The following is a 16767-nucleotide window of genomic DNA, read 5'->3' on the forward strand; positions in this document are numbered from 1 at the left end:
AACTTCTGGTGTCGGCTAGCCGATGCGTTCGGCAGATTTCGGCTTGCCGAGAATACTGCGTCGCAGCAGCACGGCGATGGCGGCGGCCATGAGGAAGAGCATGGGGCCGGTGAAGAGGAAACGATCGAGCGCCCACCTGCTGTCGAGCAGAGCGCCGGTTTGCACATTGAGGCTGCCGAAGAAGCGCGCGGTGCGGCCGATGGTGTTGTTGCCGCCGAAGACGCTGGAGTTACGCGAGTGCCAGGTGAAGAAGCGGATGAGGAAGGCGAAGGCGACGGGGACCCAGGCGAAGTAGATGGCGGGGACGGTATCGGGCTCGACCATGGGCGCGAGGCCGGGTGCGATCTCGGTGACGCCCTTGCCGAGGCGGTGGAAGGGCACGAGGCCGAGGAGGAAGCCGGAGGCGGCAAAGATGGGCAGGAAGTAGTTCAGCATGAAGACGAAGCGCGACTGCGTCGTCAGGTGCGCCTTGGTCCCCGCGGCCCATACCGGGAGAACGAAGATCCACGCCAGTTTGTAGGCGAGGATGGCCACGACGATATAGAGAAAGAGGCACTTGGCGCACCAGGTTGCGATACGAAACATGGTCTCAGGTGTAGCACAGGCGGCAGGCTGGGCGCACCCCGGCGGGTACCTGCAATGCGGCTGGCGGCTGCCTGCAATCTTGACGGGCAGATGGTGCGGAGGACTATACTGCGGGCAACGGTATACGAGTGAGGTGAGTCTTCAGCAACCGCTGGATGGACAATTCGCTCGAAAGCAGCGTCGGGAGACCGCTCGGTCCCCCTGGCGGCCCGCCCGGCGGGGTGGAGGAATGGCGCGCTGTTTCGCGCGTGCTGAAGAGTCCGGGCTGCGTGGCTCGTGCGGTCTTCGATGATCTGGTAACAACTTTCTTTCCTGGTGATTGCAGGGCCTGTGGGGGGCCGTTGCTCAAAGCCGGGAACTCCCCTGTATGTGAGAAATGTGTGGATGGGTTGCGCGAGCAGCCGGGGACGCTGTGCGTCTGTTGCGGCGAGGCGCTGGACCTGGACGGTCTGCACTATCGTCGCCAGCTTGGCGCGGAGGCGCTGCGTTGCGCTCCGTGCAGGATGACGCCTCCGATGTTTGAGCGGGCCGCGGCGTGGGGCCTTTATGAAGACCGCATGCGCGAGCTGATCCACCTGCTGAAGTATGAGCGCGTACGCGGCGCGGCGCAGCCGCTGGGCCGTCTGCTGGCAAAGGTGATGGAGGGCATGGCGGGCGAGGGTATGCCGCGTGAGGCAGTGATGATCGCGGTGCCGCTGTTCGGAACGAAGCAGAGGCAGCGCGGGTATAACCAGTCGGTGCTGCTGGCGGACGAGGCATTGATTTCTCTGCGGCGCGGCGGCGCGACGTGGCGCCTGCAGCCACGGCACGATGCGCTGCGGCGGGTGCGCGATACGGAGAGCCAGTTCGAGCTGACGCCCACCGGCCGGCGGCGGAACCTGAAGGGTGCGTTTGTCGTGGTTGATCCGGCAGCGATTGCCGGCAAAGAGATTTTGCTGATCGATGACATTTACACCACAGGTGCGACGGCGCGAGAGTGCGCGCGGGTGCTGCGCGAGGCCGGTGCGGCACGGGTTTGGGTGGCGACGGTAGCGCGGGCGCAGCGCGAGATGGTTGTGAGTTGGGATGGGCAGGCCACAGCGGTCGCGGCCTGGAATGCGGGATGAGGTAGAGCGGTAACCACCTGGATGTAGATACCTGGACGTAGTGCTGAACGTGTTTGGACGGAGGGCGGTCGAGATGCAATCGGGCAAGATGCGGAAGCAGGGATTGAGTGGGAAGCGGCATGCGGGGCACCTGCCGGGTCACGCGATGAGAGTGGCGGCGCTGGAAGATCCGCGGGCCGGGGTCTTTCGACAGCCGGTGATGCAGACGCCGGTGCTGGTGCTGAACGCATCGTATGAGCCGATCAACATCTGCGGTGCTCGCCGGGCGCTGGTGCTGGTGCTGAAAGGCGTGGCGCGTACCGAGGAGGAGCAGGGACAGCAGCTGCACGCGGCGCGCCTGCAGGTGGCGATGCCGAGCGTGATCCGTCTGCTGGAGTACCGCCGGATTCCGCACCAGACGCGGGCGCTTTCGCGGAAGAACATCCTGCTGCGCGACCGCAACTGCTGCCAGTACTGCGAGGTGATTCTGACGGCGGCGGAGCTGACGCTGGACCATGTAATTCCGCGCTCGCGGGGTGGTCTTTCGACGTGGGAGAACCTGGTGGCTTGTTGTCACAACTGCAATCGCAGGAAGGGCAACCAGATGCTGCACGAACTGACGGACATGAAGCTGAAGCGCGAGCCGAGGCCGTTTTCGCTGCATACGTCGCGGCACATTATGCGGATGATCGGCAGCGCGGACGCGGCGTGGCGCAAGTATCTGTACTTCGAACATAACGAACTGCCGGCGGCGTAAGGCTCGTGGACAGAGATGAGCGGGTGGCTTCCGTGAAAGAATGATCTCTGTACGGAGTACGCGCTTTGGCTGCCGGTCTTCATTCCGCGAGTCGGTCACATTTTTATAAGCTTCCGGGATACGTCCGCGCGCTGGCTGCGCAATCGCGTGACGCCGTTCTGCTGGAGACGGCGCGATGCGATGCGGAGAGCCGGTACAGCTACCTCTTTCTCGATCCGATGGAGACGCTTGCGGCAGGCGAGCTGAATGAGTTGCCCGCGTTGTTCGAGCGCATCGAAGAGGCTTTAAAGCAAGGACAGTTTGTTGCAGGCTATGCCGGCTACGAGTGCGGCGCGCACTTTGCGATGCGGCAGGGGCGGAGTGTGCGGCGTGGCAGCGGGGATCTGCCGCTGGCGTGGTTTGGTGTGTATGCGCGTCCGCTTGTCTTCGATCATGTTGCGGGAAAGTTTGTTGGGGATGCGCCTCCGCTGATGCCGGAGGAGGTGACGCCGGATGAACCGCTGCCACAGCGGGTTGCCGATGTGCCTGCGGAGGGACTGCGGCTGGCGATCGGAGAAGGCGAGTATGTGGCGGCGATCGAGAAGATTCAACAGTACATCGCAGCGGGCGATACGTACCAGGTGAACTTTACCGATGCTGTTTCGCTGCAACTCGATCATGGAGTGGCTGCCTCGTTTGGTGCTTTGCTGGAGGCGCAGCCGGTGAGTTATGCGGCGCTGCTGCGCGTGGAGGGGCATGAGATTCTGTCGCTGTCGCCGGAGCTGTTCTTTCATGTGGACGCGCGAGATGCGGGAGATGGTGCGCGGCGCATCGTGACGCGGCCGATGAAGGGCACGATGCGGCGCGGGCTGGATCTCGATGAGGATGCGGTGCAGGCAGCGCTGCTGGCGAGCGATGAGAAGAATCGCAGCGAGCATGTGATGATCGTCGACCTGCTGCGCAACGATCTTGGCCGCATCTGCGAGATGGGTTCGGTGGCGGTGGAGGACCTGTTTACGGTGGAGCGCTACCGCACGCTGCTGCAGATGACTTCGACGGTGGCGGGCAGGCTGCGCGGCGGGGTTGGATGGTACGAGGTGTTTCGCGCACTGTTTCCTTCGGGGTCGATTACGGGAGCGCCGAAGGTGCGCACGATGGAGATTATCGAGGAGCTGGAGCATGGGCCGCGCGGCGTCTACACCGGCGCGATCGGCTACTTTGCACCGGACGGCGCGGCGCAGTTCAATGTGGCGATCCGTACGCTGGTGGTGAAGGATGGAGCGGCGCGGATGGGAGTGGGCGGCGGCATCGTTGCGGACTCGCAGGCTGAGGCGGAGTATCGCGAGTGCCAGTTGAAGGCGAGTTTTCTGGCGGCGGAGCGAACGGAGTTCGAGCTGATCGAGACGATGCTGGCGGAGGACGGCGTGGTGAAGCTGTTGCCGCTGCATCTGGACCGGCTGTGCGCCTCCGCGGAGTACTTCGGCTTTGCGCATGATCGGGATGTTGTGGAGCGAGCGATTCAAGCGCGGCTGAGTGAGTTGGGCGGCGGGCGTTTTCGTTTGCGGCTGCTGCTGAATCGTTCCGGTGCGGTGACCTTTACGCATGCGGTGCTGGCGGAGAGCGGCGGCGAGATAGAGGTTTGCCTGTCGCGGCATCGGGTTGATTCGCGGGATGTCTTTCTGCGGCACAAGACGACGCGGCGGGGGCTGTACGACCGCGAGTTTGCCGCGGCGCGGGAGGCAGGGTTCGACGAGGTGCTCTTCTGCAACGAGCGCGGCGAGGTGGCGGAGGGAGCGATCAGCACGGTGTTTGTGCAGCGTGAGGGAACGCTGTGGACACCGCCGCTGGACTCTGGCGTGTTGCCGGGAGTGCAGCGGCGAAGCCTTCTCGACGGTGGTGCAGCGGAGGAGCGTGTGTTGACCCTGCGCGATCTGGAGGAGGCGGATGCCGTCTATCTGGGCAATGGCGTGCGCGGATTGCGAAGGGTGTCGCGCCTGGTGAACGCTGCTGGCGAAGTTGTATGTGACTCGCTTGACGTGAGTTCGGTTCGTTAGCGGGCCGGCAGCGGAGCGGAGCCATTTACAGAGTGGCCGCCGTTTGTGGATGATGAGTGTCCTGAGTGCAGCTTTCAGTGGGCAGCGTGAGGGAGGGCGTCAGCGATGAGATCCGGTACGGGTGTTTTGTGGCAGCTGCTGGAAGACCTTGTGGGACATGCTCGAGGCGCCCGCCTGTTTCGCGTGCTGGTGATCCATCCCGATCTTGCAGCCGATCCGGGGCCGCATGTCTCGCGTGCGGTGGTGGCGCAGGCGTTGAACATGCTGCTCTTCGAAGACCTGTTGCAGCGTGTGCCTGCCGCGGCGGCTTACGTGGATCGCAGCCTGGCGCAGGGACGGACGGTGCTGCACGATCATGGAGCGGTGCGTACGGTGGCGCTGGAAGGAATGGGTGCGCTTCCGGCCGGGCAGGAGGGGATCGCGCGCGTGCTGCGTCCGCTGGGCTACAAGGTGAACGGAGTGTATCCGCTGGAGCGACTGCGCATGACGGGCCGCTCGCATGCGCAGGAAGATTATCCGGAGGAGATCGCGCAGTTTTTTATCAGCGAGCTGCACCCGGAGAGGTTTTCTCCGCAGTTTCAGCAGGCGGTGAAGCGTGTGACGGCGACGTCGGAGGACCCGGTGACGCCGGATGCAGCGCTGCTGCTGAACAAGCTGGAGAAGGCGTGCGAGCTGTCGCTGGCGGAGGCGGAGAGATTGCTGCCGGTGCTGGTGAAGGTCTTCGATCGCCAGCATGGCGAGCCGGCGATGGCGGATTATGAGGCGCTGCTGGCGGAGTCGCCGGAGATGGCGTGGATCTCGACCGAGGGCAATGCGTTCAACCATGCGACGGACCGCGTGCCGGACGTCGACCGGCTCTCGGACGAGCTGAAGGCGTTGAAGCAGCCGATTAAAGAGGTGGTGGAGAAGTCGCAGTCGGGCCGCGTGCGGCAGACGGCCTTTCAGGCGGCGAGGGTGAAGCGCAGCTTTCGCGGAGCGGATGGCAGCGTGATCGAGCGCGAGGTGCCGGGATCGTTCTACGAGTTCATCACGCGGCTGCGGTTGCAGGAGAGGGATGAGAACAGCCCGCTGGACCTGAGCTTCGACAGCTCGAATGCGCAGGCGATCTTTAAGATGACGGCCAACACGAAGTCTGCGCATGCGAGTACGGCTGATGCGAAGCCGGCTGTGGGGAAGAAGTAGGGCGGTTGCAGAGTCTGCGTCCCCGGCGCAGCGGGTTCGTGCCAACTCACCCATGGTGGCAGTAGCATGGGACATACTTTCTGAAGAGAGACCGATCCGTTGTCGACTACAACTACCACTGCCTCGCCCTTCGTCCTCCTTCCCAGTTCGCATGCGCGGTCTGGCGATAGCTTTCCCCAGGCGCACGAGCTTGAGCATGCGCTGAAGCATGCGGTGCGCGGCGAGGTCCGCTTCGATGCGGGATCGCGTGCGCTTTATGCCACGGATGCCTCGAACTATCGCCACATCCCCATCGGGCTGGTGATTCCTCTGGATGAAGAGGACTGCATTGCGACGATGGCGGTGTGCCGCAGCTTTGGAGCGCCGGTGCTCTCGCGCGGCGGCGGCACGTCGCTGGCGGGGCAGGGCACCAATGCGGCGGTGATCCTCGACTTTTCGAAGTACATGAACAAGATGGGCACGGTGGATCCGGCGACGCGGACGGTGCATGTGCAGCCGGGCATCGTGCTGGATCGCGTGCGCGAGGCGGCGGAGACGTTTGCGCTGACGTATGCGCCGGACCCGGCGACGCACAGCCGCTGCACTATCGGCGGCATGATCGGCAACAACTCCTGCGGCGTGCATGCGCTGATGGGCGGTAAGACGGTGGACAATATTCAGTCGCTCGACATCCTGCTGTACGACGGCACGCGGATGACGGTGGGTGCGACGAGCGATGAGGAGCTGGCCGCGAAGATCGCCGCCGGTGGCCGCGAGGGCGAGTTGTATGCGGGGCTGAAGAGTATCCGTGATCGTTACTCGGATCTGGTGCGGGAGAAGTTTCCCAACATCCCACGGCGCGTCTCCGGCTATAACCTCGACGAGCTGTTGCCGGAGAATCACTTCAACGTGGCGCGTGCGCTGGTGGGCAGCGAAGGTACGTGCGCGATGATCCTGGGCGCGACGCTGAACCTGGTGGAGAGTCCGCAGTTCCGCACGCTGGTGGGCATCGGGTTCGAGGATGTTTTTATTGCCGCAGATCATGTGCCGCTGGTGCTGACGCACAAGCCGATCGGCCTTGAAGGCATGGATGGGCTGCTGCTGGATTCGCTGCGATCGAAGCAGAAGGCGCTGAACGATATTCCCCTGCTGCCGGAGGGGCGCGGGTTTCTGCTGGCGGAGTTTGGCGGAGCGACGCAGGCCGAGGCGGATGAGTTGGCACACCGTCTGGTCGAAGCGCTGAAGGGCATCACGCACGCGCGGGTCTACGACCACGATGAGGCGCATCGCGTGTGGGCGATCCGCGAGTCGGGGCTGGGAGCGACGGCGTTTGTGCCGGGCAAGCGCACGGGCTGGGAGGGCTGGGAGGATGCGGCGGTCGGGCCGGAGCAGCTGGGCTCGTACCTGCGTGCGATCTATGCGCTGATGCAGCAGTTCGGCTACTGGAGCCCGATGTATGGGCACTTTGGGCAGGGCTGCGTGCATATGCGCCTGAGCTTCGACCTGGAGAGTGAGAAGGGCATCCTCGACTTCCGCGAGTTCATGGATAAGGCAGCGGACATTGCGCTGGCGCACGGCGGTTCGCTCTCGGGTGAGCACGGCGATGGGCAGGCGCGTGGAGCTCTGCTGCCGAAGATGTTTGGGCCGGAGCTGATGGAAGGCCTGCGCGAGTTCAAGCGGCTGTTCGATCCGCAGTTGAAGATGAATCCGTACAAGCTGATCGATCCGCACGAGATGCACGAGGATCTGCGGCTTGGCGTGGATTACAAGCCCTGGCAGCCGGAGACGCACTTCGCCTTCGCCGAGGATGAGGGCTCGTTTGCGCGCGCGACGTTGCGTTGCGTGGGTGTGGGCGCCTGCCGCAAGGCCGATGCGGGAACGATGTGTCCCAGCTACATGGCGACGGGCGAGGAGCAGCACTCCACGCGTGGCCGCGCTCACCTGCTGTGGGAGCTGATGCAGCGCGAGGTGCTGCCGGACGACTGGGCGAACGAACAGGTGCGCGAGTCGCTGGACCTGTGCCTGTCGTGCAAGGCGTGCAAGAGCGAGTGTCCGGTCTCGGTGGACATGGCGACGTACAAGGCGGAGTTTCTCTCGCATCACTATGAGAAGCACTCGCGGCCGGTTGCGCATTATGCCTTCGGGCGCATCGACCGGCTGGCGAAGCTGGCGTCGATTGCGCCGGGCATCGTGAATGCGATCAACGCCGCGCCGGGGATCTCGCAGCTGATGCGGAAGGTGCTGCATATTCATCCAAGCCGCACGTTCCCGAAGTTCGCGCGCCCGTTTACGCCGGACCGCAGGATGGCGAAGGATGCGCGGAGGCTGCGTGGCAACCGGCGCGAGGCGTTATCTGAGGATGCGCCGAAGGTCTTTCTGTGGGCCGACACGTTCAACAACTACTTCCATCCGGCGACGATGAGCGCGGCGCACCAGGTGCTGACCTCTGCTGGCTTCGAGGTCACGCTGCCGAATCGTCATCTATGCTGCGGTCGTCCGCTGTACGACTTCGGACTGCTGGATACGGCGAAGCAGTATCTGGCGAAGATTCTCGACGCGCTGACACCGCAGATCGAAGCGGGCACGCCGGTGGTGGTGCTGGAGCCGAGCTGCGCGTCGGTCTTTCGCGATGAGATGGTGAACCTCTTCCCCAACGATCCGCGCGCGAAGAAGCTGCGTTCGCAGATCAGGCTGCTGAGCGAGTTCCTGGTGGAGTTTGCGCCGGGGTACGAGGTGCCGAAGATCGACGGCAAGATCGTGCTGCACGGCCACTGCCATCACAAGGCGGGGCCGGGGATGAAGGACGAGGTCGCGATCCTGAAGGCGACGGGGGCCGACGTGCAGCTGCTGGATTCGGGCTGCTGCGGCATGGCGGGGCCGTTTGGATTTGAAGACGACAAGTACGAGGTCTCGCAGACGCTGGGCGAGCGTGTGCTGCTGCCCGCGGTGCGCAGCAATCCGCAGGCGATTGTGGTCTCCGACGGCTTCAGCTGTTGCGAGCAGATTACGCAGAACACTACCGCGCGTCCGAAGCACCTGGCTGAGGTGCTGGCGGAGGCGGAGCGCGGCTGATGCGAGGCCCGGCTTCGACCAGCGCGATCTGGAGAGACGGGTTTAGTAGCGCAGCTCGCCGATGAAGACCTGGTAGGGCTGGAGCGTCATGCCGTCGAGGTGCATTGCGCCCATGGCGTCGTCGGTGCGCAGCACGGTGCGCAGGAAGCTGCCGCGCAGGTGCAGCTTCTGGACGTCTTCTTTAAGAGAGAGCGTGACCGGCTTGTCGGAGAGGTTTTCGACGACCACGATGGGTGGCGTCGCGGACGAGGCCGACTGAGGCCGACGTACCCAGGCCAGCACGTTCTGGTCGTCGTGGTTGAGCACGGTGATGGCGCCGGAGGAGATGGTGCGATTGCTGTGGCTGAGCGCGATGAGCTGGCGGTACCAGTTCAGGAGTGACGAGCTGGAGGCGTTGCCTTCGGCCTCGGTGCCGGGCGCGGGCTGCTCGCCCTTCTTCGGCTCGCCGAAGGTGATGGCTGCGGTGCTGTCGGCGAGGCCGAGCTCCTGCCCCCAGTAGAGGATCGACGCGGCGCGGGTGGTTAGCAGCATGGCGGCGATGGTCTTAGCGGCGGCCTCGCTGGCGGAGCCACTGCCCAGACGGCCGAGGCTGCGCTTGAGGCCGGGGCCGTCGGAGAAGAGCAGCGGGGTGGTGCGGCCCTGGTCGGCGAGCTGCTGCGCGGACTCGAGGGCGGGACGGATGGTTGAGGCGGAGAGCTTCTCCTGCGTGGCCGCGGCGTCGGTGACGAGCATGGGCAGGTCGGCGCTGTGCTGGTCGGGCGAGGAGAGATTCGTAAGGTCGCCGATGACGATGCGCTGCCCCGCGAAGCCGCCGCTGGCGCGCTTGAGGTCGGCGAGCTGCTGCGCGGAGGCCCCGGGGGCGTAGAAGCCGGCGGCTCCGTGGACGAGCCAGAGGCGCGCGGCGGAGTTGAGATCGGTGGTGCGGGCGTCGATCTCGGTGAGGACGCGGATATTGAACTGGCTGGCGTTGCGGATGATCTCCTCGAAGTCATCCATGGTGCCAAGCGCGGGGTCGATGGGCTGTTTGGCGTCGGCTGTGCTCAGCGAGGTCAGCAGCAGGGCATCGACGCCGAGGGAGTGGACGTAGTCCATGTGTCCGGCGAGACCGTGCAGGCCGCCGAAGCCGCGAGGGTCGGCGCGATAGATGACGGGCCGCTTCCACCAGGGGGCGGCGGTCATGCCGGAGCCGACCCAGCCGGGGCGGGCCAGGGTCTGAGCGCCAGTCGAGGAGGCGAGGGCAACGAGGAGGGCGGCCCCGGCGGACCGGAACAGGAGGAGGGAGGAGAGTTTCCGCATATTCATTGGTTGGTCTGACGCTTCTCCGCGCCGCGTCGCCTTATGGAGGCGCGACGGGTCCCTTCGATGCTAACGCCCAGGCCTCCCGGGGCCAAAAAGATAAGGGGAACCAGCTAAATAAAACAAAGAAATAAGTGCGTCATCCTGCCGGAGCCGAAGGCGAGTCCGCTAACTGAATTTATGCAATGGTTTAGATGATTTCAGTGGGTCGGAACGTCTGGTTCCGGGGCTAAGAACCCATCATTTTCCTTGATAAACCGCATCAATCACAGCTTGTCAGAGGCAAGTTTTAAAGCTAGGTTAAAACATCACCGTATACAAAAGACCCGAAGGTACATCCATGACGATGTGCACCTGCGCTTTTCTCAACTGAGCGCCTTCCCGTCCATATCTTTAAGCCCCGTTCGTTTTGCTGAAACGTTTAACAGGAGAGCCTTATCATGAAGTCGTTTTCGAGGTATCTGTATCTCGTGCTTTTGGTCGTGGTGTCTGCGATGACACCATCCCTTAAAGCACAGACCTTCCGTGGCGGTATCGCCGGAACGGTTCAGGATTCCAGTGGCGCCGCGGTTCCTGGAGCGAAGGTGTTGTTGACCGGCACAGAGACCGGCTTCAAGCGCGAGATGGTTACGACCAGCTCGGGCGGCTTCAGCTTTCAGGACATTCCGCTGGGAAGCTACTCCATCGAGGTTTCGTCGGAGGGCTTTGCGGCGAAGAAGGTCGACAAGATTGTGGTCGGCGCCGGTCAGGTCTACGCGCTTGACGTGAAGCTGGGAATCGCTTCGACCAACGAGCTGGTGGACGTCAATGCCGATGCGGTGGCTGTCGATACGCTCTCCACGACAAATACCTCGGTGGTTCCCGGTCAGGCCGTCTCGGACATTCCGCTGAATGGCCGCGACTTTACGCAGCTGATCAAGATTACGCCCGGCATGAACGGCGCGGGTTCGATGAACGGCTCGCGTACGAACCAGAACAACTGGCAGATCGACGGCGTCGATAACAACGACATCTTTCATAACGCGCAGGGCGCGAACCAGGGCGGCGTCTCCGGCGTGGCCGGTGTGACGTTGCCGATCGAGGCGATCGATCAGTTCTCGGTGCAGTCGCAGGGCAATGCCGAGGTGGGCCGCAACGGTGGCGGCCTGATCAACATGGTGGTCAAGAGCGGCACCAACCAGTTCCACGGAAGCGCGTACTACTATCTGCGCAACGAGTTCTTCGCGTCCAAGAGCGCTTTCCTCGCTCCCACGGACCGCAAGCCGGAGATCCGCAACAATCAGTGGGGCGCCTCGGTGGGTGGCCCGGTGATCAAGGACAAGCTGTTCTTCTTTATCAACTATGAGCGCCAGAAGTACATCATCGGCGCCCAGTCGGCGGCGACCGAGCCGACAGATGCCTGGGTCAGCCAGGCACAGAGCCTGCTGGCGGCACACAATATTCCGGTGAGCCAGACCTCGATGAACCTGCTGACGGCCCTGTGGCCCTACGGCAACAAGGCTGGTGCGGCAACGACCAATAACATTCTCGATCCTCGTCCGCAGAACGGCTACAGCGACAACGTCGTGGGCAAGATCGACTGGAACATCAACTCGAAGCAGACGCTCTCGGTGCGTGCCTTCATCGGCTCCGGCCGCCAGCTGGGCAACGCCGGCGTCAACGTCTACGAGTACTACCAGCTGGCTCCGACGCATGTGAACAACTACGCCGTGACGCACAACTGGATGATCAACAACCATCTGTCGAACCAGCTGCTGGCCGGTGTGAACTACTTCGGTCAGACGTTCAATGACAACGTTCACAACCAGAACATTCCGGCTCTGGGTCTGAACACCGAGGTGACGGACCCGACGCTGTACGGTGCGCCGTCGATCACGATCACGAACTTCGACCAGGTCGGCGTCACGCCTCCGCTGGGCCGCCAGGACTACACCGGTCACCTGACCGATACGGCGACCTACGTCTACGGCAAGCACCAGATCCGTTTCGGCGGCGAGTTCCGCCGGAACTACATGAACCTGCTCTACCAGCGCAATATCCGCGGAACCTTCGGTTTCAACGGTCAGTCATCGTCGCTGGCCGGAGCCAACTCCTACGTCAACGACTCGTCGTTCGAGCTGCCGGGCGGTGGCGTAAGCTGCTCCGCGACACCGACCAGCGATGCCTGCGCCAGCAACTACTCGGTGCGTGCCCTGGCTGACTTCCTGGCAGGATACGCAGCTACAGGCAGCATCGCACGCGGTCAGCTGCAGCGCGATCTTTACGTCAACCAGTGGGATGTCTTCGCACAGGATCAGTACCAGGTTACCGACAAGCTGACCCTGAACTATGGCATTCGCTGGGACTTCTCCGGTCCGGTCTATTCGACCGACGGTACGCTCTCGAACTTCAACCCGAACTCCTCGACCGGCTACTCGATTGTGGGCACGGACATCAGCACGCTCTATCCGCGCCGCTACACCAACTTCTCGCCGCGCTTCGGCTTCAGCGAGAAGGTTACGGACAAGCTGGTGGTTCGCGGAACCTACGGCCTGTTCTTCGATCTGCCGAACCTGAACGGCTTCTTTGACAACCGTCCCGGCAACGGCGCTTCGGCTGGTGTTCAGGCGAATAACGCAGGTCCGAACCCGGTCTTTGCGGTGTCGAAGTCTGCTCCGTATCAGATCGTCACCAATGTCGATCCGCTGCCCTCGACGCCGGGTTCCGGCGCGATCTTCGGCGTCTCGACGGTGTCGCAGGACTTCAAGAACGCCTATCTGCAGAACTTCAACCTGAACGCCGAGTACCAGCTTGGCCGCAACACCGTGGCTCAGGTGAGCTACGTCGGTTCGGTCTCGCGTCACCTGTTCAACCTGCGTGACATCAACCAGGCCGCCCAGAATACGACGGGCAGCACCGACCAGACCAGCCGTCCGTACTATTCGAAGTTCCCGTCCTTTGGCGCAATCAACCAGTATGAGTCTTCCGGAAGCGGCAATTACAGCTCGTTCCAGGCGATGCTCCGCACCTCGAACTTTCACGGTTTGAGTGCGCAGGGCTCGTACACCTTTGGCCACGCTCTCGATCAGGTGTCCGGAACCCGTGGCTATGCTCCGCAGAACTCGCTGAACCTGGCGGCTGAGTATGGCAACGCCGACTTCGATGTGCGCCACACCTTCAACGGCTACCTCGTCTATGAGCTGCCGAAGTTCGGTGGTCCCCGTGTCCTGACGCAGGGATGGGAGGTCAACAGCTTCCTGACCTTCTATACCGGCAGCCCGGTCACGCCGAGGACCGGCAATAACAACTCCGGCGTAGGTGAGTTCAAGGATCGTGTGACGATGGTCGCTAACCCGAATACGGTCAGCCGTGCCTTCCAGCGCAATTCGAGCGGAACCGGTTACGTGCAGTGGTTCTCGCCGGCGGCTTATGCTCTTCCGACGGCCGGAACCTTCAGCGCGACACCTCGCAACTCGGTCTACGGTCCTGGCTTCGGCACGGTCGACGCCTCGCTGATCAAGAACACGACGCTGCACGAAAACCTGAAGCTCCAGCTGCGTGCGGAGATGTTCAATATCACCAACCGCCTGAACCTGGCGCCGCTAAGCGGCTCCTTCGGTTCGAGCAACTTCGGTCAGTCGACGGATACGGTCGGCGATTACAACGGTGCTCCCGGACTTGGTTCGGGCGAGCCGTTCAACGTGCAGTTTGCTGCCAAGATTCTCTTCTAAGGAAGATGTCCGCAACGGCTAAACCGTTACAGGCTGAGAACAACTGTTCTCAGCCTGTACTTTTTGTTGCCGCGTTGCCGCGGCGAAGCAGATCAAGGAGAGTTTCGATGAAGCGTTTTGCTGCGTTTGTGACAGGTGTTTCTCTGCTGGCGGGGCAGGCCGGGATGGCCCAGATGGGAGCTCCGGGGGAGCGACAGGCGTCGCTGCCTGCGTCGTCCGGGCCGCTGGCTGCGAAGTATAAGTCCGATGCCGACAAGATCATTGCTGCGGCGATGTCGGACAACGATGGCTATGCCGCGCTGGCGTATCTGACCGATCACGTCGGCAAGCGACTCAGCGGATCGACGCAGCTGAACACGGCGGTGGCCTGGGGCGCGGAGCTGATGAAGAAGGCCGGTCTCGAGAACGTGCAGGTCCAGCCGGTGATGGTGCCGCGCTGGGTGCGTGGCGAGGAGTCGGCCACGATCACCTACAAGGGCGAGGCGGGCACGATCGTGAAGCCGCTGCACATGCTGGGGCTGGGTATGAGTGTGGGAACGCCGAAGAAGGGCATCACGGCTCCCGCGGTGTTTGTGCACGACTTCGCCGAGCTGGACAAGCTGCCGGACAGCGAGGTGAAGGGCAGGATCGTCGTCTTCAACCCCGGCTGGCACGGCTATGGCGTGGGGTCGATGTATCGGGTGGGCGGGCCTTCGCGCGCGGCGGCTCGCGGAGCGGCGGCGGTGCTGGTGCGTTCAGCGACGGGGCTGGCGATGCAGACGCCGCACACCGGCACGCTGCGTTATGACGAGAAGCAGGCGAAGATTCCGGCGGCGGCGATCAGCGTGGAAGACGCGATGCTGATCGAGCGTCTCGCCAAGGAGGGCCCGGTGACGGTGCACCTTGCGATGGAGGCGCACATGGAGCCTGATGTGAAGGCGGGCAACGTGATGGGCGAGATCGTCGGCTCCGAGCATCCGGAGCAGGTGGTGGTGCTGGGCGGCCACATCGACTCGTGGGACGTGGGCCAGGGAGCGCAGGACGACGGTGGCGGCATCATCTCGGCGTTTGAGGCGGTCTCGCTGCTGCACAAGCTCGGCCTGAAGCCGAAGCGCACGATTCGCGTGGTGTTCTGGGTGAACGAGGAGAACGGCGATGCGGGCGGTATTGCCTATCGCAAGTGGATCGGCGACAGGATCGGAGACCAGGTGGCGGCGATCGAGAGCGATATGGGTGTGGAGAAGCCGCTGGGCATCGGCTATGGCGGATTCTTCTTCGCCGGGCCTCGCCGGGCTAAGTCGCCGGCCTCCGGAGCGGCTGCGGCGCCTGCACTGCCTACAGCGGAGGACTTCGATGTGAAGTCGCTCCCGCAGGACGCGCAGCAGTCGTTTGCCACGCTGCAGGATATTGCCTCGCTGCTGGTGCCGATCGGCGCGGATACGGTTTTGCCCGGCGGCGGCGGTTCGGACATCGGGCCGACGACGGCGGATGGCGTGCCTGCGCTGGCTCCGCGCACGGTGGGGGAGCACTACTTCGACTGGCATCACACCGAGGCCGATACCTTCGACAAGGTGGATGAGGATGCCTTCAAGAAGAACACGGCGCTGCTGTACGGTGCTGTCGTATGTGCTGGCCGACATGGATGGGCGCCTCGCGGGGGAGAAGTCGAGCGCGCACGAGTAGGTGGGATCGGCGATGCAGGAACGGCGGCTGTCCTTTGGGGCAGCCGCTTTTTATGTGTTCCAGAGAACAATCGCGTAGAGTGATCTGGTTCGACCGACTGTGGGCCTCTGAAAGACTTTGGCAGCCGTGGAGGTGGTGGGTGATCACAACCATCGTGGGCTTTGCGATCAGCATGGCCTTTCTGTTTTTGATGCTGAGCGCGGCGTGCTCGGCGATTCAGGAGATCGTGGCCAACCTGCTGCGCTGGCGGGCACGGACGCTGGAGAAGGGCCTCGACGGCCTGCTGCTGAATGAAGGGTTTCGCAAGGCGGTCTATGAGACGCCGTTGATCAAGGGGCTTTATGCTCCGGCCAAATTTCGCAAGGAGCTTCAGCCTCCTGCGTATATCCCCTCGACGACGCTTGCGCTTGCCATTCTTCAGGTGGCGCGCGACAAGGGATTGAAGCTGGATGGGGCAGGAGGGACGGCGGAGTTTCGCGAGACGGAGAAGCTGCTGAGCTCGCTGCTGCATGATTGCCCGGAGCCTGCCCGCCAGCGGGAGCGTATTGAGAAGTGGTTCAACGACTCGATGGATCGCGTCTCCGGCTGGTACAAGCGCAAATCGCATGCCTGGATCTGGGTCTTCGGCATTGTGCTGTCGCTGCTGTTGAACGCGGATGCCATCACGCTGAGCAAGAGATTCTGGAACGACCAGGCACTGCGCGATGCGGTCGTCGCCGAGGCGACCGATTATGTCAAAGCCTCCCCGAAGACAGAAGAGGCTTTGGCCGCTCCAGCAGGCGCACATGCGTTACAGCAGGATGCGCAGAAGGATGGCGACACCGAGGAGCTTCAGGAGTCGATTCGCCGGATGAACCTGTTGCGTGAGCATCTTCCCGGGGTTCCGCTGGGATGGTGCTTCCTGCATCGTGAGCAGGATGCGTCGGCTTCGCTTGATGTTCGGGTCGGCGAACACAAGGCATCGTGCTGGCCCGACCTGATTCATCCGACGACGGGGGTGGTGGAGGTTTCGCTTGCGGGCACGGACCCGCGGCTGGTCGACCTGGGCGACGGCACGTGGTGGATCTGGAAGATCCTCGGCCTGCTGGCGACGGCGCTGGCGATCTCGCAGGGTGCGCCGTTCTGGTTCGACCTGCTGCAGAAGGCCGTGAACCTGCGGCTGGCGGGAACGCCGCCAGCGACCACGTCGCAGAAAAATTAGTGCGTGCTAGCAAGAGGTGTGAGTCGCTGGTGGATGGTCATGGTTTTTGCCCGCGTAGTGCGCCTCCAGGGTCGATGCAGACGATGGTGTCCCGCCCGGAAAAGAAGGAGACGGTGCGTCACGAAAATCGTCAGTTACGGGGCGTGAGGTCTACGGGTGGCGGCGATTTTCGATAAAATCACCGTTGGCGCAACAGCGCGTGAGG

At 63.3% G+C, this 16767-nt stretch carries 10 protein-coding genes; 8 read left to right on the forward strand and 2 right to left on the reverse strand.

Going from position 1 to position 16767, the window contains the following annotated elements:
- Nucleotides 1–15: 15 nt before the first annotated feature.
- Nucleotides 16–585 carry a hypothetical protein gene (locus PW789_RS10495; protein WP_299375512.1) on the reverse strand — a complete coding sequence of 190 codons (570 nt, stop codon included), beginning with the start codon at nt 583–585 and terminating at the stop codon, nt 16–18.
- A 380-nt stretch (nt 586–965) separates the two neighbouring features.
- Here PW789_RS10495 and PW789_RS10500 point away from each other — a divergent pair, with 380 nt between their 5' ends.
- The 5 genes from PW789_RS10500 (at nt 966) to PW789_RS10520 (ending at nt 8693) form a co-directional block, all read left to right on the forward strand.
- Nucleotides 966–1691: a ComF family protein gene (locus tag PW789_RS10500; protein ID WP_299375515.1), complete on the forward strand. Its 726-nt coding sequence runs from the start codon at nt 966–968 to the stop codon at nt 1689–1691.
- A 73-nt stretch (nt 1692–1764) separates the two neighbouring features.
- Complete coding sequence (locus tag PW789_RS10505; protein WP_299375518.1) at nt 1765–2427, forward strand: HNH endonuclease; 663 nt, start codon at nt 1765–1767, stop codon at nt 2425–2427.
- A 65-nt stretch (nt 2428–2492) separates the two neighbouring features.
- Nucleotides 2493–4460 (forward strand): aminodeoxychorismate synthase component I, encoded by a 1968-nt coding sequence (gene pabB / locus PW789_RS10510; protein ID WP_299375520.1) that lies wholly within the window; start codon nt 2493–2495, stop codon nt 4458–4460.
- A 105-nt stretch (nt 4461–4565) separates the two neighbouring features.
- Nucleotides 4566–5642 (forward strand): DUF1338 domain-containing protein, encoded by a 1077-nt coding sequence (locus tag PW789_RS10515; RefSeq protein WP_299375522.1) that lies wholly within the window; start codon nt 4566–4568, stop codon nt 5640–5642.
- A 99-nt stretch (nt 5643–5741) separates the two neighbouring features.
- Nucleotides 5742–8693, forward strand: coding sequence for an FAD-binding and (Fe-S)-binding domain-containing protein (locus tag PW789_RS10520; protein WP_299375525.1), 2952 nt, complete (start codon nt 5742–5744; stop codon nt 8691–8693).
- Nucleotides 8694–8735: 42 nt separating this feature from the next.
- Here the strand turns inward: PW789_RS10520 and PW789_RS10525 are convergent, their stop codons facing one another.
- Complete coding sequence (locus PW789_RS10525) at nt 8736–9995, reverse strand: alpha-amylase family glycosyl hydrolase (protein WP_299375528.1); 1260 nt, start codon at nt 9993–9995, stop codon at nt 8736–8738.
- Nucleotides 9996–10429: 434 nt separating this feature from the next.
- Between PW789_RS10525 and PW789_RS10530 the strand changes: the two genes are divergently transcribed.
- From PW789_RS10530 to PW789_RS10540, 3 genes are all read left to right on the forward strand, one after another.
- Nucleotides 10430–13699, forward strand: coding sequence for a TonB-dependent receptor (locus tag PW789_RS10530; RefSeq protein ID WP_299375531.1), 3270 nt, complete (start codon nt 10430–10432; stop codon nt 13697–13699).
- A gap of 107 nt (nt 13700–13806) precedes the next feature.
- Nucleotides 13807–15444, forward strand: a complete 1638-nt coding sequence (locus PW789_RS10535; RefSeq protein ID WP_299375534.1) for a M20/M25/M40 family metallo-hydrolase — start codon at nt 13807–13809, stop codon at nt 15442–15444.
- Nucleotides 15445–15500: 56 nt separating this feature from the next.
- Nucleotides 15501–16562 carry a hypothetical protein gene (locus PW789_RS10540; RefSeq protein WP_299375538.1) on the forward strand — a complete coding sequence of 354 codons (1062 nt, stop codon included), beginning with the start codon at nt 15501–15503 and terminating at the stop codon, nt 16560–16562.
- The last annotated feature ends 205 nt before the right edge of the window (nt 16563–16767 follow it).

Origin of the sequence: Edaphobacter sp. (assembly GCF_028283685.1) — a bacterium.
GTDB lineage: Bacteria > Acidobacteriota > Terriglobia > Terriglobales > Acidobacteriaceae > Edaphobacter.